This window comes from Streptococcus hyovaginalis DSM 12219 (assembly GCF_000420785.1).
Classification (GTDB): domain Bacteria; phylum Bacillota; class Bacilli; order Lactobacillales; family Streptococcaceae; genus Streptococcus; species Streptococcus hyovaginalis.
This window is the reverse complement of record NZ_ATVP01000005.1, coordinates 43,188-65,600: the sequence shown is the minus strand read 5'-3', so window position 1 is coordinate 65,600 and position 22,413 is coordinate 43,188. Positions and strand designations below refer to the sequence as shown.

The 22,413-nt window shown below is 41.5% G+C and carries 13 protein-coding genes and 2 pseudogenes; 2 read left to right on the top strand and 13 right to left on the bottom strand.

Annotation, left to right across the window (positions count from 1 at the left end):
• Window positions 1-71: 71 nt before the first annotated feature.
• The 8 genes from recG to G574_RS0104515 form a co-directional block, all read right to left on the bottom strand.
• On the bottom strand, window positions 72-2,087 hold the full coding sequence (gene recG / locus G574_RS0104550; protein WP_029691156.1) for an ATP-dependent DNA helicase RecG: 2,016 nt from the start codon (window positions 2,085-2,087) through the stop codon (window positions 72-74).
• A 321-nt stretch (window positions 2,088-2,408) separates the two neighbouring features.
• On the bottom strand, window positions 2,409-3,509 hold the full coding sequence (gene alr, locus G574_RS0104545) for an alanine racemase (RefSeq protein ID WP_017770695.1): 1,101 nt from the start codon (window positions 3,507-3,509) through the stop codon (window positions 2,409-2,411).
• Between the two features lie 40 nt (window positions 3,510-3,549).
• A complete protein-coding gene (gene acpS, locus G574_RS0104540) occupies window positions 3,550-3,900 on the bottom strand; it encodes a holo-ACP synthase (protein ID WP_017770696.1) in 351 nt (116 codons plus the stop codon).
• A gap of 94 nt (window positions 3,901-3,994) precedes the next feature.
• A complete protein-coding gene (gene secA / locus G574_RS0104535; protein ID WP_029691155.1) occupies window positions 3,995-6,529 on the bottom strand; it encodes a preprotein translocase subunit SecA in 2,535 nt (844 codons plus the stop codon).
• Window positions 6,530-6,650: 121 nt separating this feature from the next.
• Window positions 6,651-6,980 carry a hypothetical protein gene (locus G574_RS0104530; RefSeq protein ID WP_029691154.1) on the bottom strand — a complete coding sequence of 110 codons (330 nt, stop codon included), beginning with the start codon at window positions 6,978-6,980 and terminating at the stop codon, window positions 6,651-6,653.
• Window positions 6,977-7,927 carry a mannose-6-phosphate isomerase, class I gene (manA, locus tag G574_RS0104525; protein WP_029691153.1) on the bottom strand — a complete coding sequence of 317 codons (951 nt, stop codon included), beginning with the start codon at window positions 7,925-7,927 and terminating at the stop codon, window positions 6,977-6,979. The genes G574_RS0104530 and manA overlap by 4 nt, the downstream gene beginning before the upstream one ends.
• A 179-nt stretch (window positions 7,928-8,106) precedes the next feature.
• Complete coding sequence (scrK, locus tag G574_RS0104520) at window positions 8,107-8,997, bottom strand: fructokinase ScrK (protein ID WP_029691152.1); 891 nt, start codon at window positions 8,995-8,997, stop codon at window positions 8,107-8,109.
• 140 nt (window positions 8,998-9,137) lie between these two features.
• On the bottom strand, window positions 9,138-11,051 hold the full coding sequence (locus G574_RS0104515; protein ID WP_029691151.1) for a sucrose-specific PTS transporter subunit IIBC: 1,914 nt from the start codon (window positions 11,049-11,051) through the stop codon (window positions 9,138-9,140).
• Between the two features lie 202 nt (window positions 11,052-11,253).
• On the opposite strand from G574_RS0104515, the gene G574_RS0104510 reads away from it, so the two are divergent.
• Entirely contained in the window at window positions 11,254-12,693 is a 1,440-nt protein-coding gene (locus tag G574_RS0104510; protein ID WP_017770702.1) for a sucrose-6-phosphate hydrolase, read from the top strand.
• Between the two features lies 1 nt (window position 12,694).
• Entirely contained in the window at window positions 12,695-13,660 is a 966-nt protein-coding gene (locus G574_RS0104505) for a LacI family DNA-binding transcriptional regulator (RefSeq protein WP_029691150.1), read from the top strand.
• 181 nt (window positions 13,661-13,841) lie between these two features.
• Here G574_RS0104505 and G574_RS11510 read toward each other — a convergent pair.
• The 5 genes and pseudogenes from G574_RS11510 to G574_RS0104480 form a co-directional block, all read right to left on the bottom strand.
• Window positions 13,842-14,158 (bottom strand): annotated as a pseudogene (locus G574_RS11510) (group II intron maturase-specific domain-containing protein); the annotation flags it as partial.
• Window positions 14,159-14,569: 411 nt separating this feature from the next.
• On the bottom strand, window positions 14,570-20,653 hold the full coding sequence (locus tag G574_RS0104495; RefSeq protein WP_029691149.1) for a ZmpA/ZmpB/ZmpC family metallo-endopeptidase: 6,084 nt from the start codon (window positions 20,651-20,653) through the stop codon (window positions 14,570-14,572).
• Between the two features lie 433 nt (window positions 20,654-21,086).
• Window positions 21,087-21,254 (bottom strand): annotated as a pseudogene (locus G574_RS11290) (alanine:cation symporter family protein); the annotation flags it as partial.
• Window positions 21,255-21,559: 305 nt separating this feature from the next.
• Window positions 21,560-21,997, bottom strand: a complete 438-nt coding sequence (nusB, locus tag G574_RS0104485) for a transcription antitermination factor NusB (protein WP_029691148.1) — start codon at window positions 21,995-21,997, stop codon at window positions 21,560-21,562.
• Entirely contained in the window at window positions 21,984-22,379 is a 396-nt protein-coding gene (locus G574_RS0104480; protein WP_017768813.1) for an Asp23/Gls24 family envelope stress response protein, read from the bottom strand. The genes nusB and G574_RS0104480 overlap by 14 nt, the downstream gene beginning before the upstream one ends.
• Window positions 22,380-22,413 lie beyond the last annotated feature (34 nt).

Sequence of the window (22,413 nt, the reverse complement as noted above, 5' to 3'; positions counted from 1 at the left end):
TCACATTGTACACCAATGTTTATCTTCATTTCCATTAATCAAAAAACATCAACTGGGATTGTCCGAGCAAGTTAGTCAAATTGACTGTCTTTTTTCAATTCTGCTAGTAAAACTTCCCATCTTGGATCTAACATCCACTTAGAATCTTTGACAATCTCACTAGCAACCCGGCGAGCTTCTTCCAAAATCGCAAAATCTTCGATAATATCTGCCGTCTGAAATTCTGGCAGCCCAGATTGTCGTGTTCCAAATATTTCACCTGACCCCCGCATTTTAAGGTCCTTTTCTGCTAACACAAAACCATCATTAGTCTCACACATGGCTAACATCCGCTCTTTACCCGTTTCTGTCTTGGGATTTGCCACTAGGACGGCATAGGATTGCTTATCCCCACGACCAACACGTCCACGAAGCTGATGAAGTTGGCTAAGCCCAAAACGGTCTGCATCCATAATCACCATAATAGTAGCATTAGGCACATTAACTCCCACCTCAATCACAGTTGTCGATACCAAAACTTGACTCCTGGCTGCCTTAAAATCATCCATCACAACTTCCTTCTCTTCAGCCTTCATGCGTCCATGAAGCAAGTCAACCCTAGCCTCATCCCCTAAAAATGTCGCTAATTCATCATGAAGGGCTACGGCATTTTTTAAATCAAGTGCTTCAGACTCTTCAATTAACGGCGAAATGACATAAGCTTGAGCCCCTTGTGCTAGCTCATTCTTCAGCCAAGCAAGCACCGCCTCCAGCTGTTCATGTTTCACCCATCTTGTCACAATCGGCTTGCGCCCTGCAGGCAACTCATCAATGATGGAGACATCCATCTCCCCGTAAGCTGTGATTGCCAAGGTTCTTGGGATAGGGGTCGCAGTCATCATGAGAACATCCGGATTCTCACCTTTTTCACGAAAAATACGCCGTTGCTTGACTCCAAAGCGGTGCTGCTCGTCAGTAATCACCAAACCCAGCTTATGATAGGCCACGGCATCCTGAATCAAAGCATGTGTCCCCACAATCATATCCACAGAACCATCTGCAATAGCCGCTAAAGCTTCACGCTTAGCTACTACTTTCATTCCAGATGTCAAAAGCTTTATGTTAAGATCCGGGTATAGTTCTCTTAGACTGGTAAAATGTTGCTCCGCCAAAATCTCTGTCGGAACCATGAGAGCAGATTGGTAGCCAGCTGTGTAGGCCGCATACATGGCTAAGCTGGCAATGACCGTCTTCCCAGAACCGACATCTCCTTGTAAGAGTCGGTTCATGTGGGCACCTGAGCACATATCATCTAAGATTTCTCTTAAACTCCGTTTTTGAGCACCTGTCAAAGGAAACGGTAATTGTGCCACTTTTTGAGAAATAGCTGTTTGATCAAAAGCCATAGCCAGACCATTACTCTCAGAGCGATTCTCTGCTTTCAAAACTTGCAAATTCAGTTGGAAATAAAAGAGCTCTTCAAATTTTATCCGCCTTAGGGCTTGCTTGTAGTCTACTAAATCCTTAGGAAAATGCATGGCAGCAACTGCTTCTTGCCTACTCATCAGGCGATACCTGTCCAATAAAATTTGCGGTAAATTCTCCCTAATTGAAGCCAATAAATGACTGTCAAAAGCTGCCTTGATAGCCTTAACAAGAGAAGTCTGAGATACCCCTTGGGCCACATGGTAAACAGGCTGCATGTCATCTTCAACTTGTGCGAGGACCTTGATGCCTGTAATAGCAGACTTTTTAGCATCCCATTTTCCAAAAACAGCGATGTCACTTCCCATTTCAATTCTTTCAGCTAAATAGGATTGGTTGAAAAAACTAACAGCAATGACAGCTTCATCTTGCTTGATTTTAAAGGAAAGACGATTGCGTTTAAACCCGTAATACTGAACATTGGCCGGCGTCACCACCTGGCCTGTAATAACCGCCTTTTCGCCATCCACAAGCTCAAAGATAGAGCGACTCTTAAAATCTTCATAACGAAAAGGGTAATACAAAAAGAGATCCTCAATGGTATAAAGACCTAGCTTGGTAAATTTTTCAGCAGATTTTGGCCCAAAGCCTTTCAAGTCAGAAATGGGAGATTGTAAATTCATAAGCCTATTATAACAAAAAGTCGTCGTTGAACATGACAAATACCTAAGAAGATTGTCAAATTAAGGCTATTAGTCTACTCATAGCACAACTTACTCTTTCCAAACTGATAAGCACTCATCAAGCATAGACCGGAGGAATAGCCCAATCCTAGTCACGCAATAAAACTTGAATATTAACTAAGAAATGCTTCTTCACAGAATTTATATTATCTGTCATGTTACTCACTTCTTATTAAAGAAAAAAGACTGAAGAAACTAGCTCAAAGGTACCTTTCTTCAATCTCATTCCTAAAGCATTTTCCCTTTATTTCTTATCTCGTCCTAGTATTCTCGAGGAACACGATCACTGATAAGACAGAGCACTTCATAGTTAATGGTGCCACGTTTTTCTGCGATATCTGTCGCAGAAATCTGTTCAGCACCGCTTTCACCAATCAAAATAACAGGTGTCCCCAAAGGGTATTGACGAGGAAGACGAATGGTTAATTGGTCCATGGAAACACGGCCAACAATCTGGCAGAATTGACCATCAACTAGAACATCAAAATTTTGCATGTCTCTGGTCCAGCCGTCCGCATAACCAATCGGTAGCGTTCCGATATATTCCTCTTTTTTCGAATGATAAGTCCCACCATAACCAATGGCAGAACCAGCTGGTACTTTTTTGACATGAACCAGAGCTGATTCCAAACGAAGTGCCGGTACCAAAGGATAAGGCAACTCCAAATCTCTGCCACTTGGATTCAGTCCGTAAATAACGAGGCCTAAGCGAACAGCTGTAAACACAGTATTAGCATGCCAGAGACTCGTAGCTGAGTTACTAGCATGGACAATCGGAGGACAGTGCTTCAAGGCAGCAATGAGGTTCTCAAAAAACTCTAACTGCTGACCAAACTGACTAGTGTCAGCTTCATCTGCTGTTGCAAAGTGGGTAAAAATTCCCTCAACAAACGCCCCACAAGCTTCCAAGCCAGCTATCAAGGCATCAGCCTCTGTCACACTTCTCACTCCCAAACGTCCCATACCAGAATCAACCTTGACGTGGCAAGTCACTCCCTTCAAGTCAGTTCCCAACTCATGAGCGAGCTCTAGCCAATCGAGACTGGTTACCGTTAAGGTGAGGTGGTACAATTTCGCTAAATAAACTTCCTCTGGTAAAACAACACCTAGAATTAAGATCGCTTTCTTTATCCCTGATTGTCTTAATTCGATAGCCTCGTCTATGTTAGAGACACAAAAGCCATCTACTTGATGATCAATATGGTTGGCAACCGCAATTGCACCGTGGCCATAAGCATTTGCTTTTACCACTGCCCAAATAGCCGTTCGAGAGGGCAAATGTGAAGCAACGGTAGCAATGTTCGTTGAAATGGCCTGCAAATCAATCTTTGCCTTTGTCGGACGATGTAAACTTGAAATCACTTTTTTACCCCCAAAATATTAACCGCTCCTCAAAACACTATTACCGTTCCAAAATGATGCTAGCTTGAACAAAATCACCACTATGAGAAATCGAAAGATGGCTGTTCCCCTCAAACGGAGAACGATAGAGCAAGGGTTTCCCAGCATGATCCGCTCTAATCTCAATATCCTGAAAAGACAGCTTGCCAATCCCTATTCCTAGCGCTTTCGAAAAAGCCTCCTTAGCTGCCCAACGTCCCGCCAAAAACTCCATTTGACGGCGACCAGTCAAAGCTTCAAAGGTGCTACGCTCATGCTCTGTCAAGACTCGCTCTGCAAAGCGATTATTTTTCTGATAAGCCTTTTGGATAGCTGAGATTGCCTGTAAATCAATGCCGTGTCCTACTATCATTTCACTTTTCCTTAAAAAGAGAGCGAGGTTTGCCTAAATCTAGGAAAGCCTCACTCGTATTTATCTCTTCAGAGTCATTCCACAAGATTAGTGACTAAAATTGTGAACGACCGTGACAATTTTTAAATTTCTTACCTGAACCACATGGGCAAAGGTCATTACGTCCAACATCACTAAAATCGATAGCTTCCATCTGCGCAACATCTGTCGCTTGCTGAGCAGCGATGTTCTTAACTGCAGTTGTTGTCGCATGATCATGTGCCTGCTCACGTTCTTGTTGGTGAATCTGTGCTTTCATCATGGTTCTTGTCACATCAAACTCAATGGAACCCACCATATCATTAAACATACGGAAACCTTCTGTTTGATATTCCACGATAGGGTTATTCTGAGCATAGCCACGAAGACCTACGGCATTGCGCAACTGATCCAAGGCATCGATATGGTCGGTCCACTTGTTATCCACAACCATCAAGATTAAGACTTTTTGGAATTCAATAATTGCTTTTTCATCAGGTAATTTTGCAATTTGCTGATCATAAATGCGGAGCGCATGGTCATAAAGATTTTCTTTAATGGTGCTAAATTTCTCACCTTCCAAATCAGCTAGGTTAATTGAATCTTCTGGTAAGATATTATTCTGAGCGAAGGTCAAAATACCTTCGTAAGCCTCTTCTTTAGGCATACGACTGTGACCATCAACCGCACGATCAATGGTACGTCTAATCATGGCCTTAATTTCTGGGCCTAAGTCGCGTTGTGCCGTAATCACATCATAGCGATCAGCATAAATAATCTCACGTTGCTCACGCATAACATCATCATACTGAAGGACTTGTTTACGGGTGTCGTAGTTATTTCCCTCAACACGCTTTTGAGCCGCTTCTACCTGGCTCGTGAAGACACGTGATTTAATCACAATATCTTCATCTTCACCATCGTTAAAGCGTTCCAAAAAGGTTTTTATGCGATCTGTTCCAAAGCGACGGAGCAATTCATCTTCTAAAGATAGATAGAATTGTGACTCTCCTGGGTCACCTTGACGACCTGAACGCCCACGTAGTTGATTATCAATACGACGACTCTCATGGCGCTCTGTACCAATGACACAAAGACCACCAAGTTCACGAACGCCCTCGCCAAGTTTAATATCAGTACCACGACCGGCCATATTGGTAGCAATCGTAACAGCTCCACGTTGACCAGCATTCATGATGATTTGGGCTTCCTTAAAGTGGTTTTTAGCATTCAACACCTCATGAGGAATGCCTGCTGCTACCAAGTTCTGCGAAATTAACTCACTGGTCTCAACTGCAACTGTACCCACCAAAATCGGTTGCCCTTTGGCATGACGCTCTTTAATATCGGCAATAACAGCACGGAATTTAGATTCCAAAGTTGGGTAAAGCAAATCAGGATTGTCAATACGCTGGATAGGGCGGTTGGTTGGAATCGGAATAATACGCATATTATAAATTTCGCGAAATTCCTCTTCCTCAGTTTTACCAGTACCTGTCATACCTGCCAATTTTTTATACATACGGAACATGTTTTGGTAGGTAATCGAAGCAGAGGTTTTTGACTCATCTTGGATAGGCACACCTTCTTTAGCTTCAATCGCCTGGTGCAACCCATCTGAAAAACGACGACCTTCCATGGTACGACCAGTAAATTGGTCAACAATCAAGATTTCTTGCTCCTCACTCACCACGTAATCAATATCTAATAGCATGATGTAGTTGGCACGAAGCGCATTGTCAATAAAGTGCGTCAAGGCAACATTTTCAAGGTCGTAGAGATTTTCCAAGTTGAAGAATTTTTCCGCTTTATCAATCCCTGAATCCATAAGACCGATTGTCTTACTTGGCACATCAATGGCATAGTCATCACGGTCTAAGGTCTTAACAAAGCGATCCGCCATGTAATAGAGTTGGTTAGTTTCGGAACTAGCTGGGCTAGAAACGATCAAAGGAGTTCTCGCCTCATCAATCAAAACAGAATCAACTTCATCGACCAAGGCAAAGTTAAGTGGGCGCTGCACCATATCCTCTTGACGGACAACCATATTATCACGAAGGTAGTCAAAGCCGACTTCTGAGTTGGTTGAGTAGGTAATGTCACAAGCATAGGCTTCACGTTTTTCAAATGCAGATTTAGCTGCTAAGTTAATCCCAACAGAAAGACCAAGCCAACTATAGAGTTCTCCCATCTCCGTCGCATCACGTGTCGACAAGTATTCGTTAACGGTGATAACGTGCACACCCTCACCAGCGATCGCATTAAGGTAAACAGGCATTGTCGCTGTCAAGGTTTTCCCCTCACCCGTACGCATCTCTGGCACGTCACCATGGTGAAGAACGATTCCCCCCATGATTTGAACATGATATGGGTATAAGCCTAGGACACGTTTAGCCCCTTCGCGTACAACTGCAAAAGCCTCTGGAAGAAGCGCATCCAAAGTCTCACCATTTTGATACCGCTGTTTAAACTCCTCTGTTTTGGCTTGTAACTGAGCATCGCTCAGTGCCTCCATGTCATCAGCATAACTTTCTACTTTTTTCGCTATTTTGTCAAGCTTTTTTAATTCACCTTTATCATTTTCAATGATACTTCGGATTATATTTGCCATCATTTTCCCTTTCGATAGTCTTATCTCCTCATTTTAGCATAATATAAGGCCAAATTCAATGAAATAACGATTTTCAAAAAAGCCTTTTAAGAAGTTAACACCAACAAAAAGAGCCTTACTATCAAGACTCTTTTTCAGGCATTAAAGCCAAAAATTGTGGCAAAAGCGAGGCCATTTTCTCCCTAAAAAAAGCTAAATTGCCTGTTTCAGCCTGCAAACTAATCACTGGACTTAAACCAAAATCCATGTAGGAAATATAGGCAATTTGATTATTGTGATAAGTAAACTTCAAAGCAGGATTGGGCATTTGATCGCCACAAGGCCCAGGTACTGCAATCACCAGTGTATAGCAGGCATTGTCATAGCGTTTCACTTGGAACAGGCGTTCCTCCTTAAAAATCCCACCAACAGGAAAATCTGCTAGTACGCGCTCGAGTGTCAATCCGTTCATCGCTCACCAACATGACTAACAATCATCTCAACAGGTCCATCAAATCGCCAATTTCTAACAGTATTAGGCAAGATAAAGTGGTCTCCCTTTCGGATACAAAAAACGCCATTGTCAACTGTTAGATGCCCTTGCCCATCAATAACACTCACCAAAAGATAAGGTGCTGTTTGCTGCATGGTCACTGACCGAGTCACTTTCCAATGATAAACCGCAAAAAAAGCATTAGAAACCAAGAGCGTGCTTGTCATACCATCAATTTTTAAAGTCACTGGTGTACTATTTTGGGGTTGTCCAATATGCGCAACATCAATTGATTGTGACAAATGAAGTTCGCGAAGATTACCATATGCGTCTTTACGATCAAAATCATAAACCCTATAAGTCGTATCACTTGATTGCTGCGTCTCCAAAATCATGATGCCCTTGCCGATTGCATGTATGGTCCCACTAGGAACGAAATAAAAATCACCCGCCCTGGCTGGTACCCGTGTCAGTAAATGCTCCCAATCCCCTGAATGGATCATATCTGCTAATGCTTCTCGAGACTTAGCCTGATGACCATAGATAATTTCAGCGCCTTCTTCAGCAGACAAAATATACCAACATTCGGTTTTCCCAAGTTCTCCCTCATGGATCATAGCATAAGTATCATCAGGATGCACTTGAACACTGAGCCAATCATTAGCATCAAGAATTTTTGTCAATAACGGAAACACATCTGTTGAGGGATTGCCAAAAAGTTCTGGCTGTTTCTGATAAAGATCATCCAATCCTAACCCTTTATAAGGACCACTCTTTATCACTGATACACCATTAGGATGAGCTGAAATCGCCCAACATTCACCCGTATGATCAGAGGGAATTGCATAACCATATTCCTGAGCTAGACGATTGCCCCCCCAGATTTTCTCATGCATGACAGGTTCCAAAAATAACGGCTGAGCCATAACCTTTCCTTTCCATTTCTGCTATCAACTGACTTCCATAATTTAGGGTCATTATACTGCTTTTCACAGGAAGTTTCAAGCCCAAACTAATAGACCAACTCATTTGAAGCAAGCAACAGCTGCTAAAAATCAGTTGGTCTATCTTTAATCATTTGCCTTTATCAAAAACTCTCCAGCACTTAGCGCTTGAATTTTTCAGCTACATCTTTTGCAAGGGCAAAATTCCCTAGAGTTGCTGAACCGTTTTCAGCGACTGCTGGAGTAACAATATACTCTGTAACATCAGGAACAGGTAAGTAACCATTAAGCAGCGCTGTGAATTTTTCACGAACACGACGTAGCATATGTTCTTGAGCCATAACTCCACCACCAAAAACAATCACTTGCGGGCGATAAAGAACAGTAGCTTGAACAGCTGCCTGAGCAATGTAGTAAGCTTGAATATCCCAAACATCAGAGTTTTGTTCAATCAACTCCCCACGAATTCCTGTACGGGCTTCAAGTGACGGACCAGCTGCCAGTCCCTCTAAACAACCATTATGGAATGGACAAGTTCCTTGAAATTCATTGGCATAGTCGCGCGGATGACGAGACACATAAACGTGTCCTGCTTCAGTATGGCCAACACCGCCAACAAACTCGCCACGTTGAATAGCTCCAGCTCCGATACCAGTACCAATCGTATAGTAAACCAAACTATCAATACCCTTACGAGACATCACTTCTCCATAAGCAGAGCTGTTAACATCCGTTGTGAAATAAAATGGCACGCTGAATTCTTTCGAAATTAGACCAACCAAGTCAACATTAGCCCAATGTTCTTTTGGTGTTGTTGTAATGAAGCCATAAGTGTCTGAATTTTGATCGATATCAATTGGTCCAAAAGAGCCAATAGCAATTCCTTGCAAATCAGCTTCATAACGCTTAAAGAATTCAACCGTTCGTTCAATGGTTTCATACGGGGTTGTTGTCGGAAATTGTGTTTTCTCAACAACTTGAAAATGCTCATCACCAACAGCACAAACAAACTTTGTCCCACCAGCCTCTAAGCTTCCATATAGTTTTGGCATCTTATCTCCTTTATCTTGACCTTATTTTTATTCATTATAAGAGAAAGTTGTCCTTTGGGCAAGGATCTTTTCGCTTTTTCACCCTACAAAAGAAAATACCCTAATCAAGGAGCGACTAGAGTATTTTAAAATAGTAACGCTTATTTAACAGCAATTAAAGCATCACCCTTAGCAACACTTCCTGTTGCCACTGGACTTACTTCAGCATAATCTGCTGTATTGGTTACAATGATCATCGTTGTGCTATCAAGACCAGCTGCTGCAATTTCATTAAGATCAAATGTACCAAGCACATCACCTTTTTTAACAGTTTGGTTGGCTGTTACTTTTTGATCGAATCCTTTACCATCCATCGATACAGTATCAATTCCGATGTGGATCAAAATTTCAGCACCATCATTAGACTTGATACCATAAGCATGGCCTGTTTCAAAAGCAATCTGGATAGTACCATCCACTGGTGAATAGACTGTATTGTCGCTTGGTTTAACAGCAATACCGTTACCCATCGCTCCTGATGAGAAAACAGGATCGTTAACATCAGATAAAGCTACCACCTCACCGTTAAGAGGTGAGACAATTGTTTCTTCTGAAAGTGTTGCAGGTGCTGCTGCCACTACAGGTTCTGTTTTGACATTTTCATTAGCAGGTGCTGCTGCTTGAGCAACAGGCTCTTCATCTTTGTAACCAAAGAAGTAAGTAAGAACAAAGGCAAGAGCTGTAGTTGCTACAACCATAATCACATACTTAAGTACTTGACCATTGAGATACAAAAGTGTACCTGGGATAATTGTGATACCAAAACCAGTACCAGCAAGTTTGAACATTGATGCTAACCAACCACCGGCTGCACCAGCGATAAGACCCATGATAAATGGTTTACCAAAACGAAGGTTAACCCCGAAAATGGCAGGTTCGGTAATTCCAAGACCAGCTGACAATGCTGCTGGGAAAGCTAAGGCTTTCAATTTTTTATTTTTGGTTTTAACACCGACAGCAAGCGTTGCACCGGCTTGTGCTGTCATAGCTGCTGTGATCAATGCGTTAAAAGCATCTTTACCATCAGCTGCGATTAACTGTGCTTCAAGAAGGTTAAAAATGTGGTGAACACCAGTAACAACGACAACTTGGTGAAGACCACCGATAACAAGACCTGACAAACCAAATGGAAGGGCAAGCAAGAACTCAGTCGCAGCAAGTACATACTCTTCAACCACGTGGAAGACTGGACCAATCACAAAAAGGGCCAAGATAGACATGATCAAGAAAGTCAAGAATGGCACAACAAGCAAATCAAGAACATCTGGAATGACCTTATGAAGTTTCTTCTCAAGTTTTGCTCCCAATAGACCTACAAAGAAAGCTGGGAGAACAGAGTTTTGATAACCAACTACCGGAATGAAGCCAAAGAATTTCATTGGCTCTGCATCACCTGAAGCAACTGCCCAGGCATTTGGTAGTGCTGAGTTAACCATCATTAGTCCTAAAACCAGACCAATAACCGGATTACCACCAAAGACACGGAAAGCAGACCATGAAATCAAGGCTGGGAAGAAGGCAAAGGCTGTATCTGTCAGAACAACCGTGTAAGTATAGAAGTTAGAAGCAGAAAATTCTGCTGATGTTGTCCCAAAAAGACCTAAAATGGTATCGTTGTTGATGGCACCACGAATACCCATGAAGAGACCTGTCGCAACAATCGCTGGAAGTAATGGTACAAAGACGTCACCAAACGTACGAATGGCACGTTGGAAAGCGTTTCCTTGTTTAGCGGCTTCTTCTTTTTGTTCACCAGTTGATGATGTTGGAAGTCCCAAAGCAACAACTTCATCATAAATTTTATTAACAGTACCTGTACCAAAGATAATTTGATACTGACCTGAGTTAAAGAAGGCACCTTGAACCTTATCAATTTCTTCTGTTTTGGCTTTATCGATTTTTTCTTCATCATTAACCATTACACGAAGACGTGTCGCACAGTGAGCAACACTTTTAACGTTTTCACGACCACCTAGGGCCGCGATCACTTCTTCTGCAATTTGTTTGTTATCCATTTGCAAAAAGACTCCTTTATCCATAATTTCAACTTAAGTTACGTGAAAGCGTTTCACATCACACTATCTATCTTAACACGAAAAACGAATATGTCAAGCGTTTTGCAGAAATTGCTAAAAAACATGGTTAAACATTGCATTTTTAAGAGAAAACGTTTACTATAATAATGACATCATTTGACATAAAGAAATGAGGCAAAAAATGAATTTACCTACTGAAGTGCGTTATCGCCGCTACGAAGATTGGACAGAAGCTGACGTTCAGCGACTCATCGACAATAAAGCCAAGTCCCCTTGGTTAACAACCTTTCATATTGAACCTCAAACAGGACTTTTAAACGATCCTAATGGGTTTTCTTATTTCAATGGGCAGTTTCATCTCTTTTACCAAAACTGGCCATATGGGCCTGCTCATGGTCTAAAACAATGGGTTCACACAGTTTCAGATGATCTGGTTCATTTTAATGAAACTGACACACGCCTACTCCCCGACCATAAACATGACAGCCACGGTGCCTATTCAGGATCTGCCTATGCGGTAGATGACAAACTCTTTATTTTTTATACTGGGAATGTTCGCGATGAGAACTGGGTCCGTGATCCACTTCAAGTTGGAGCCTGGATGGATGAAGAGGGGCATATTGAAAAATTCAACAAGGTTTTAATCCAACAACCTGACGATGTCACTGAGCACTTCCGCGATCCTCAGATTTTTGATTATCAGGGGCAATTCTACGCTATTGTTGGCGCTCAGAACCTTGATAAAAAAGGATTTATTAAACTTTATAAAGCAGTGAATAATCAAGTGTCCAACTGGGAATTTGTAGGGGACCTGGACTTTGGTGGAACAGGATCAGAGTATATGATTGAATGTCCTAACCTGGTCTTCGTGGATGATCAACCCGTTCTCTTATATAGCCCGCAAGGATTGGATAAATCTGAATTAGATTATGACAACATCTATCCTAATACCTATAAAATCTATCAATCGTTTGATACAAATAAGGCAAAACTTCTTGATGGTACGCCAATTCAAAACTTAGACTACGGCTTCGAGGCCTATGCTACCCAAGGCTTCAACGCACCAGACGGAAAGGTCTACACGATAAGTTGGATTGGACTTCCTGATGTTGATTACCCTACTGATCAGTATGATTATCAGGGAGCTATGAGTTTGGTTAAAGAATTACACATCAAAAATGGTAAGCTCTATCAGTATCCAGTAGAAGCTATTCAAAATTTACGAACTAGCCAAGAACCACTGGCATCTAAAACAAGCACGCAAAATACTTATGAATTAGAAATCACAGTACCTGCGGGTGATAAAAGTGAATTATTACTTTTATCAGATGCTGAAGGAAATGGTCTAAACATTACTATAGATACTCAAGACGGACAAATCATCGTAGATCGTTCAACAGTCGGTGAACAGTATGCCATTGATTTCGGTCGAACTCGAAACTGTTCTATTGATAAAACCGATACTACCTTGAATATTTTCATCGATAAATCTATCTTTGAAATTTTTGTTAATAAAGGTGAAAAAGTCTTCACTGGGCGCGTTTTCCCAAATGAAAACCAAACTGGCATCACAGTTAAGAAAGGCCAAATTAGCGGTAGCTACTTTGAGTTGACATACTAATATGGTTGCAAAATTAACTGATGTTGCCCGTCTGGCTGGTGTCAGCCCAACAACTGTTTCACGAGTAATTAATAAAAAAGGCTATTTATCCCAAAAAACCATTGATAAAGTGCATCACGCTATGCGAGAGTTAGGGTATAAACCCAATAATTTAGCGAGGAGTTTGCAAGGAAAATCACCCCAACTTGTCGGTCTTATCTTCCCTAACATTTCAAATATTTTCTACGCGCAACTAATTGAGCACTTGGAAATTCAGCTTTTTGAAAAAGGCTATAAAACGATTATCTGCAATAGCCAAAACAACCCTATCAAAGAAAAAGAATACCTCGAAATGCTTGCTGCTAATCAGGTCGATGGGATTATTTCATCCAGTCATAATCTTGGCATTGAAGATTACGAAAAAGTTGAAGCTCCAGTAGTTGCCTTTGACCGTAACCTAGCTCCCAATATTCCCATTGTTTCATCTGATAATTTTCAAGGTGGGCGATTAGCTGCTGAAACCTTGCGAAAATCTGGCTGTCAAAATATCATTATGATTACCGGAAATGACCACTCAAACTCTCCAACGGGTCTTAGACAACTAGGTTTTACCTATGAGCTTGGCAAGCAAACAACCGTTTGCCATGTCCCAAGTGAACTTTCTACCCTTCGCAGAGAGATGGAAATTCGATCTATTATCGGTCGTGAAAATCCCGATGGTATCTTTACTTCAGATGATCAAACTGCACTTTTAACCCTCAATGTCATTAACAATCTAGGTAAAAAAATTCCCGAAGAAATTAAAGTAATAGGCTATGATGGCACAGCATTTATTGAAAATCATTATCCCCAATTAACAACAATTAAACAACCCATTGATGATCTAGCTGGGCTTATGATCGATGTGCTGTTAAAAAAAATAGCTGGTCAACCAACTAGTAAAGACTATATTTTGCCCATCAGTTTGATCAGTGGTAAAACTGTCTAAATTATTCTCTTTCACCTACCAAAGTTTGTATAGAACATCCATAGATATAGTATCAGGTACTCCACAAAGATCAAAATTTCTCCGCTAGATTTTCAGAGCCTCAGTAGGTCAACTTAATCGAGTAGGGACTAATTTCTTGTCCCTCTCACACCACCGTGCGTGCCGTTCGGCACACGGCGGTTCAACTAACTTTTAACGCATGTCGTTTTAGATAATAATCTAGGCAAGAAACCAGTCCACGTTTAGCGAGGACTGGTTTTGATATGGCACGTTTCAGTACAGACCTCTGAGCCACTAATTGATAATGGTCTCCCCAGCCAGATACTTTATCGCTATCCACTTCGGTACTCATAGTTTGAGAAGCCCCCATAGTCGTCTAGATTTCTTCTTCCATTGTTTCCAGATAACAACTCTTATTCGAGTTCTTAGTCGTTCATCAATGCTTTCCATGACTGATTTCATGTACGTCATAGAAAAGTAGTTTATCCAACCTCGGATTGATATACTCCCCATATAGTGGACAGTGAAAAAACAAAAATTTTCACTAGAAACTATATGGGGAGTTTTATTATGTCCAAAAGAAGTCCAAAATCTGTATCTGATAAACTATAGGTTATGACTACCTTTTTCTGAGCCACCTTGTCCGCTATATACGCCTTCGTATCACGTTTCTATTCGTAGTGCCACGATTTCGCTATCCCTTCCTCTGACGGTCTTGGTTTCTAGCGTCAGACTTAAAACAGTCTCTCCCCAGACCGTTTTAATCCACTACCTCACGATAGTCAGGCTTGGGAGTCGCTATTGGGTTCACCGGTAGCGGGTGCCCGCAGAGGACTTTCACCTCAGATGTACGACATGCCCGTCGTACTAAAAAACAAGTTGGCACAAGACCAACTTGTTTTTTAGTATTTAATTAAAAATCGATGTTCTGAAGTCATTTGTAGAGTTCATCAAGGCTTGATAAACTTTCACTTTGAGTGCATGAACACGACTGTTGTTCAAGTTGAGGCTGTTCGCTTGGATATCTGCGTCCATAGCTTCTTTCATCAAGGATTGCAACTGTTCAAAGCTTGTTACAGTAACTTCCTTGGTTGAGTCAGCAACACCAAGTTCATACTGCATGGTAAACGGTTTGAGTTGGCCTGCTGCTGCTTTTTCCAAACGCTCAGTAAACATGGCTTTCTTGAAGTCAGCCCATGAAGCGTATTGACCTTGGTAGATATATTCAAGAACATGATCATCTGTAATCAAACCAGTGTCCTTCTTATTCCAAGTATCATAGATAATTGAACCATTAGCCATTGCATAATCTGAAAGTTGCGCTGAAGCATACGGTACAAAGCCATCTGTATATCCCTTATCAGCAATCAATTCATAAGCCATACGACGGAACATGATGTCACCTGGTGAACCGTTTGAGTTTGAAAGGGCTGAGAAGTTAGCCGCAAACATCGGAACGCTGACATAACTGTTTCGATCCCACTTCTTGCTTGTGTTAGTTGGATTGTTGACATATTGGCGTTGAACAATAATGCTCTGATCAATCAAATCATTGAAGGTCTTCAAGCTTGCAACTTCGTCATCTGTCAATGCACGCGCAGAGTTTCCAGCATGGGTATCAACACCATTATTTTGGACATAGTAGTTTTCAATCTTACGCAACCATGCTTTCTTCGCTGCATCCGATTGAGCCAAGATGTTTGTACCTTCTAGGTAATCCAGCAAGTAAAGCACATCGAACTGGTTATGGTAATACTCATTGAAATCAGCTTCGCTATTGAAACGTGCAACTGGGTCTCCGACATGGACACGGTTGGCATCATCGCTATTATAGACAGCGTTGAATCCAAGGTTCATCTCAGTAACATTGAAGACATTTTGCAGAAGACCTTGAGCGTAAACTTCCATACCTTGACCAATACGGCGACCATAGCCTTTCAGATAAATATCGCCATCTTGATTATGGACCATTTCGTGTGTATAAAGAGCTGTTCCGTAATCCGTCAACATATCGTAAGTAATATAGTAGGTCTCACTACCATCTGCAAAGGCAGTCTTGATAGATGGATGCTCACGATACAACTTGTTGACAGGACCGTAGAAGTCTTGGATAGCATCAACATCAGCAGTTAAGTTACGATAAGCCTTGGTACCATCTGGACCATACATCACATAACCTTCGTTATTGAGGACAGATCTGAAGAGCTTGTCACGGTTGGTTTCATCCAAAATCTTGTACCAGAAGTCCGCATTATCACGTTGTCGTTCTGCCGCCAAATCAACCATCTGACGAACCTTATCACGATTTTCCACTGTCGAATAATCATCTACGTAGTGTTCGTATGAACCAATTGCGATGGTATTCATGTTAGTGATAATAAAGATATTTTCTTGTGGCAGGGTCAAGAGTGGCAAGAGCATATGGTTGTACTTCCAAGTAGGGTTGGATACAGTATCATTTACAATCTTGCTATAAGCTCCAACATTGTACTTGCTATATGTATCTGTCGTTTCCTGCTTGGCAGCTACTTCTGGAATCAAGGATTTACCTTCAACAACATAAGCCTTGGTTGTTTGCTTGAACCATTCATTGTTGGTCATTTCTGGCAAGAAGAGCTGACGATAATCTTCCAGCATATCGAAAAGATTGGTCTGATTATTTTGTTTACCAATGATAGATGCAAAAGTGGTCACGTTGTTGTGGGCACGAAGAACATCATAGCCACCATTACCAATTGCAAGAATCATATCAAGGGCAGATGCCGCATCATTTCCGAAGAAATCAGGTTCAAAGATGGTCAAATCTTTGGTATTCATCTCTCCGAAGTTGATGTCATACCAACGGTTCAAGTAAGTCAAACCGAGTACAAAGGCTTCTTTGTTATTGGTGATTTTCTCTTTGATGTAGTCTTCAGAAGCCTGACCTTGACCATTTAGACTAGCCACTAAAATCTTACGAACGTTGCTTTCTAGGTTGGCCATCACTTGGTTATAGCTTTCACCAAAGTAGAAGTCTTTAGCTGTGCCAGTCTGAGTATTAGCATCCAAAGTCATTGGATAATTGATAACCGCCTTCATAGCACCCGAGTCGAGGACAACAGAAGAAAGGCTGTTTACCAAGTCATTGACAAGGGCACTTTTGTCATTCAAGAATGATTCTGGCGTGTAAATCAAGTCCGTACCTGAAATGGTGTACTCGACCACATGATTGTTCTTGAAGTCTTCTAGATAAGAAACAGTCTTGTAATCAACCGTGCCATCTGCATAGTGAAGCATAATCTTATTGATTGTAGCCTTCTCTGCGTAAACATCTACAACAACATCCTTATCCTTCATTGGTACAACATCAAGCAGGCGAACTGTATTTAGCTTATCGTCTGTCGCAATCTTATTTCCATAATAGACAAGAAGTTCCTTGTTGTAGAATGGAAGGATTTTCTCCATGTTGTAGTAGGCGATTTCATGATCAACCTGCGCCTTATCCAAGGTTAGATAATCTACTGAATATTGATTGAGATTAAGTGAAACAGAATCATCAATTGTCGCTTGAATAGCCATAGCTTCCACTTTTGCTTGCGCTTCTTCATCGGTGATAACAGTGACATTGGTCAAGCTATCAGATGTTGTAGTGAAACCGTCCTTAATCTTACCAGTTGGGTTATCTGGTAGTCCGATTATGCTCGTGGTACCAGTCATATCGCTGATAACATTATTAACATTACCACTATATGGAGCATAGGCACCCGTTACTTGGTTGGCACCTGCGATTCCGCCGACTATACCACCTGTTTCTGTCTTCACTATAGAGCCCGTTGCGTATGCATTATAGACACTTCCTGGTACATCGTAGACAAGCATGGTACGTCCGACAATACCTCCAGCTACTTGGTTTTCTGTACCTGGAAGAGTAATGGCCGCATCAACCTTGGCATTTCCAACACTTGCCATCGTACCGTTACCCAAGATACCACCAGTGAGGCTTGCATCAGTTCCAGTTACTTCAATACTACCCTTGAAGGATACATCCTTGATAGTAGAGTTGGTTGCAGAATGAACTAAACCAGATACGTTTTGCGTTCCTTTAAGTGACGCTTCTACTGCTACGTTCGTGATAGTTGCATTGTTGGCATGAATCGCAATTGTAGCAAGTGGGTTCTTAGACGTTGTATTTAGACTAGCATTCTTGATATCCAAGTTTTGAACCTTACCGTTGAGGTTAAAGAATAATGGTGCCTTCAAGTTGCTGATTGAGAAGGCATAACCGTCATTTACCCCATCCAAGGTACCACTAAATCCAGTCACATAAGATGGAATATCTCCAACAGGGACTTCACTTGCGTCCAAATGTGCACCTAGTTTGAAGGTACCACTTGGATTTGCCTTCATAGCGTCGATCAAGGCTTTAAATGAAGTATAGGTATTTGCATCAGTCGCCATCTTAGGAATGTAGAATTCACGGTTGGCAACGTATTGGGCATTCTTGTCCTGTACCAATTCATCAAAGGATGAAACTAGTTTGAAGACTGCCTTGCCATTCAAGGTTGTTTCTTCAATACTTGACACAGGTAGGTATACTTCCTTGAAGCGGTCTGAAGTCACCTTGATAAACAATTCATCGGTGGATGCTGGCAGTTCTTCCAAGAATTCTTGACCGATGTATTTACCATTCTTACGACGGTAAGCAGTCACCGCATCAAAATCCTTGATTTCAATCTTCTTGTAGACCAAATCAAATTTGCGCATGCTTTCAAGAATAGCTTCTTGTTCGGAACTTTGTTCCTGTTCTGCCATTGTGTAGAAAATCTTCGTCTTAACAGTGTAATCTGTGTAGAAATCAAGATTTTCAAGTATCAACTGGCCATTTGGATCCGTAATTGCCTGGTCCTGTACCAAGGCACCTGTATTATCATAGAGGAGAGCAACAGCTCGTTGGAAGTTAGCAGTTTCGTCTGTTAACTTGTAGCTGACCGTCGCTGATTTTGCATCATCATTTTCCACTAAATCTGTGATAATCACTTGTGGTACTTTCTCAACTTTTGTACCACGTGCAATCACTTCATTTACAGGTTGCTTAGTAATTTCTTCTGTTACAGTAGGATTTGCCTGACGAACACCCTTGATGGTTTGATAAGTTGTGGTTACTGTCTTAGAACCATTTACACCGGTAGTCACAACCTTAGTCTTACCAACCAAGAGTGTTGGATCGTCTACATATTCTGTCTCAAATGGTATTTCAACTGGAGTTGGGGTAGCCGTTTTCGTACCACGTGCAACTACTTGAGTCACAGGCTGAGTCGTCACAGTTTCAGTCACTGTTGGATTTTCTTGACGAACGCCATTTACAAGAGTGTAGGTTGTTGTAACAGTAGCAAGTCCATTTTGACCAGCCGTAATAATTTTTTCTTCACCAACTGGAAGGGTCGCATCGTCTTGGTAGCTGATTTCAAATGGAATGACTTTTGTAGCTGATTCCGTCTCAGTTGTGACTGTATCAGCTGTCTTTGTTCCAATACGAACAATTTCAGTTACTGGTGAGCTTGTCACTGAGCTTGAAACCTGCTCAGACTTGATCAAGACACCGTCAGCATAGTAATTCTTGGTAACTGTCGTCTGAACCCCCGCTTTACCAACTTGATCTACATTTCGAGTTCCCTCAGCCAGAGTAGCATCATAGATAATTTGGCTTTCAAAAGGAATGGACTCGGCGTTGGTCATCGTATCTTCTGTCAAGGCAACTTCTGGTACTTCATGCGTCGGAGCTGTATTTGGAAGAGCAGTAATTTGTTTTGTACCAATTTTTACGATTTGATTAACAGGAGCTTGGCTAACCGCTTCGGACACAACCTCAGACTTCACCAAGACATCACCGATAAATGTTTGTTTGGTTTCAATTGTCTTTTGACCTGCTTGTCCAGACTGCACAGTCAATCTAGTCCCATCTGGAAGAGTATCATCATAGACTTCCTCAGTTTCAAAGGCAATCGATTCTGTATGCAAAACAACTTTCTCTGTAACCTCCAAGGCTGGATTTTCGTGCGTTGGTGCTGTATCTGGAAGACCAGTTACGATAGACTCTTCAGCCTTCTTTGTCCCAATTTCAATAATTTTTGGAGTAGCAGTTTTTGTAATTTCGGATGAAACTTCCTCTTCCTTCAGAACCTGACCGTCTATAAGTGTTTGCTTGATGGTAATGGTCCGCTCGCCATTTTGACCTTCTTGAACAATTTTTTCTGTTCCCTCGGCCAAGGCTGGATTTTCAACCGTTTGAGTCTCAAAGGCGATGATTTCCATCTTTGTGATAGTCTTCTCAGTAATATCAGCTGCTGGTAGCTCATGACTTGGAGCAGTATTTGGAACTTCGGTTACGATTTCTTGGTTCCCATTATCAGCTGGTTTCCCCTCCTCTGCTGGAAGCTCTTCTACCGCCTTGCTATCTTTAAAATAGCCCACATAAACATAGCCTTCAATCTCAGCTGGAGCTGGTAAGACCTGACCTGCAGAACGTTCCACCGCATGGTTGAATTGAGCCAGAATATGGCTAGTTAATGCTGAACCTGTCGGTGCCAAGAAACTTGCACCCGTTGCGGCAAGAATGATTACTCCCGCAAATTCTTTCTTCCCTTTTTTGCCTAATTTTACAGCAATAACCAGGAGAGATAGACCTGCAACAACCATCGCACTATTTTCCAAGACACCTGTTTCAGGTAAGATTTTTGAATCAGAACCTGTAGACACTACAGGACGATAAACCAAATAGTAGGTAGAATCCGTTGCTTGTGCCAAACCTGGCAAGTCGCGAATAATCAATTCTTTTTCCGCAGCAGTCAACTCTTCTTCGGTCACATAGGTGTAATTGATAGACTGCGCACTGACTGAAGAGGCAGTAGCAATAGAAGTCAAAAAAAATAGACTTGCTATGGTTGCAGAAACAAGTCCAATTGATAATTTACGGAAAGCAAATCGTTCTCGCTTTTCACTAAAAATGTTTTTCATATTTTCTCCAATTATCGCTAATTATACATACAATTATACCGTCTCATAATAGTTCGTACAATTTTTTTGTTTATTTCTTTTTCTCTTAAGAACTTTAAAAATTTTGAGGCTGGGCATAAAGCCCAGGGTCGCTTCTCAGAGTTCGCGTCAACATCTCAGCGCAGTGGTTGATTGGCTTTAACAGTCTGGGAGACTGTTAAAGGTAGGAGATAAGATTTGCACAGCAAATCTCAGCAGTTCGTATTTTACACTCCAAATCTAACCTAATCAACTGTGCGGGGTGGGAGTGAAACAGTCTGGGGATAGACTGTTTCAGCTCAACAACTGGAAATAAGGACTTGTTGACGAACTCTTTTTATCTTGGTCGAGTTCTTTCCCACTCCCAATCGAGATTATTGACCTCGATTAACAAGTAGTCGTATTATACCATCCATTACAATTTTTTACCTTTTGAAAAATACTGCCGTGTTTCCTTGATAATAACTGGTGATAAGACTAACAAAGCAATCAAGTTAGGTAGGGCCATGAGACCATTAACAATATCTGCAATCGTCCAAATCAAGTCCAACTTCAGGAAACCACCGAGAGCTACCATCAATACCTTGTTATTGGGCGGTTACAAAAGACTATATTAGAAAATAATAACAAAAGTAAGTCTTTGTATCACGTTTCTGTTCGTAGTGCCACGATTTCGCTATCCCTTCCTCTGACGATCTTGGTTTCTAGCATCAGACTTAAAACGGTCTCTCCCCAGACCGTTTTAATCCGCTACCTCACGATAGTCAGGCTTGGAAGTCGCTATTGGGTTCACCGGTAGCGGGTGTCCACGGAGGACTTTCACCTCAGATGTACGACATGCCCGTCGTACTCAAAAAAGGTAGCTGCGCAAAAGCGCAGCTACCTTTTCTAGCCTTCTATAAATTGACTCAATAAGCCATTAATAAATTTAGCTGAAGTTTCATCCGAATACTTCTTAGCGATTTCAATAATCTCATTAAGTGCTACGCGATCAGGGGTCTCATCAAAAAATTTGATTTCATACAACCCTAATCTCAGCATCGTACGATCAGACAAGGTTAAGCGATCCAAGGTCCAGCCTGGTCTCAGTTTTTGAGAAATCAATTGATCTAATTCTGACTGATTATCTTTAACACCGTTAACCAAGTTTAAAAGGAAAAGAGGGAGCTGAACGGCTTCTCCAGCAGGATCACTTTCTTTATCATGTAAATAAGCAGATTCTGAAGCTTGCAGTAACTCACCACCAAACTCCATACTAAACAAAGCCTGGTAAGCACGCTCACGTAAATCGCGTCTTGAGCCACTAAAACTATTATTCTTGCTCATTCAAAAAATCCTCACTAAAGAGACTATTTAAATCTGGTTTTGGTGTCTTCTCAGGAACAATTCCCACAACATGAACATTAACCTGAGATACCGACACCTCTGCCATATCATGAACAGCCGCTTTGACTGCCTTTTGAACAGCGATAGATACTACAGGAACATTGACACCATACTGCAAGTAAACATAAATATCTGCAATAACATCGCCATTTTCATCGTTCTTGAGATAAACACCACGACCGAGACTAGCCTTGCTCAAGGTATCAGCTGCTTTTTTGTTGTGCAATGAATAAACGCCTTCAACCTTTGCAGCAGCAATCCCTGTAATAACTTCCAATACGCGGGGAGAAATTACAATTTCACCAATATTTTCAGTTGTCATAACATATCCTTTCTGTCAATACTTCGTTTTTAGG

Bases quoted from the DNA above. Each gene is read 5' to 3' on its own strand.
- acpS (WP_017770696.1), bottom strand. From the start codon at position 3,900: ATGATAGTAGGACACGGCATTGATTTACAGGCAATCTCAGCTATCCAA.
- G574_RS0104505 (WP_029691150.1), top strand. From the start codon at position 12,695: ATGGTTGCAAAATTAACTGATGTTGCCCGTCTGGCTGGTGTCAGCCCA.
- G574_RS0104530 (WP_029691154.1), bottom strand. From the start codon at position 6,980: ATGAACGGATTGACACTCGAGCGCGTACTAGCAGATTTTCCTGTTGGT.
- G574_RS0104495 (WP_029691149.1), bottom strand. From the start codon at position 20,653: ATGAAAAACATTTTTAGTGAAAAGCGAGAACGATTTGCTTTCCGTAAA.
- G574_RS0104515 (WP_029691151.1), bottom strand. From the start codon at position 11,051: ATGGATAACAAACAAATTGCAGAAGAAGTGATCGCGGCCCTAGGTGGT.
- scrK (WP_029691152.1), bottom strand. From the start codon at position 8,997: ATGCCAAAACTATATGGAAGCTTAGAGGCTGGTGGGACAAAGTTTGTT.
- manA (WP_029691153.1), bottom strand. From the start codon at position 7,927: ATGGCTCAGCCGTTATTTTTGGAACCTGTCATGCATGAGAAAATCTGG.
- G574_RS0104510 (WP_017770702.1), top strand. From the start codon at position 11,254: ATGAATTTACCTACTGAAGTGCGTTATCGCCGCTACGAAGATTGGACA.
- G574_RS0104480 (WP_017768813.1), bottom strand. From the start codon at position 22,379: ATGACAACTGAAAATATTGGTGAAATTGTAATTTCTCCCCGCGTATTG.
- nusB (WP_029691148.1), bottom strand. From the start codon at position 21,997: ATGAGCAAGAATAATAGTTTTAGTGGCTCAAGACGCGATTTACGTGAG.
- secA (WP_029691155.1), bottom strand. From the start codon at position 6,529: ATGGCAAATATAATCCGAAGTATCATTGAAAATGATAAAGGTGAATTA.
- recG (WP_029691156.1), bottom strand. From the start codon at position 2,087: ATGAATTTACAATCTCCCATTTCTGACTTGAAAGGCTTTGGGCCAAAA.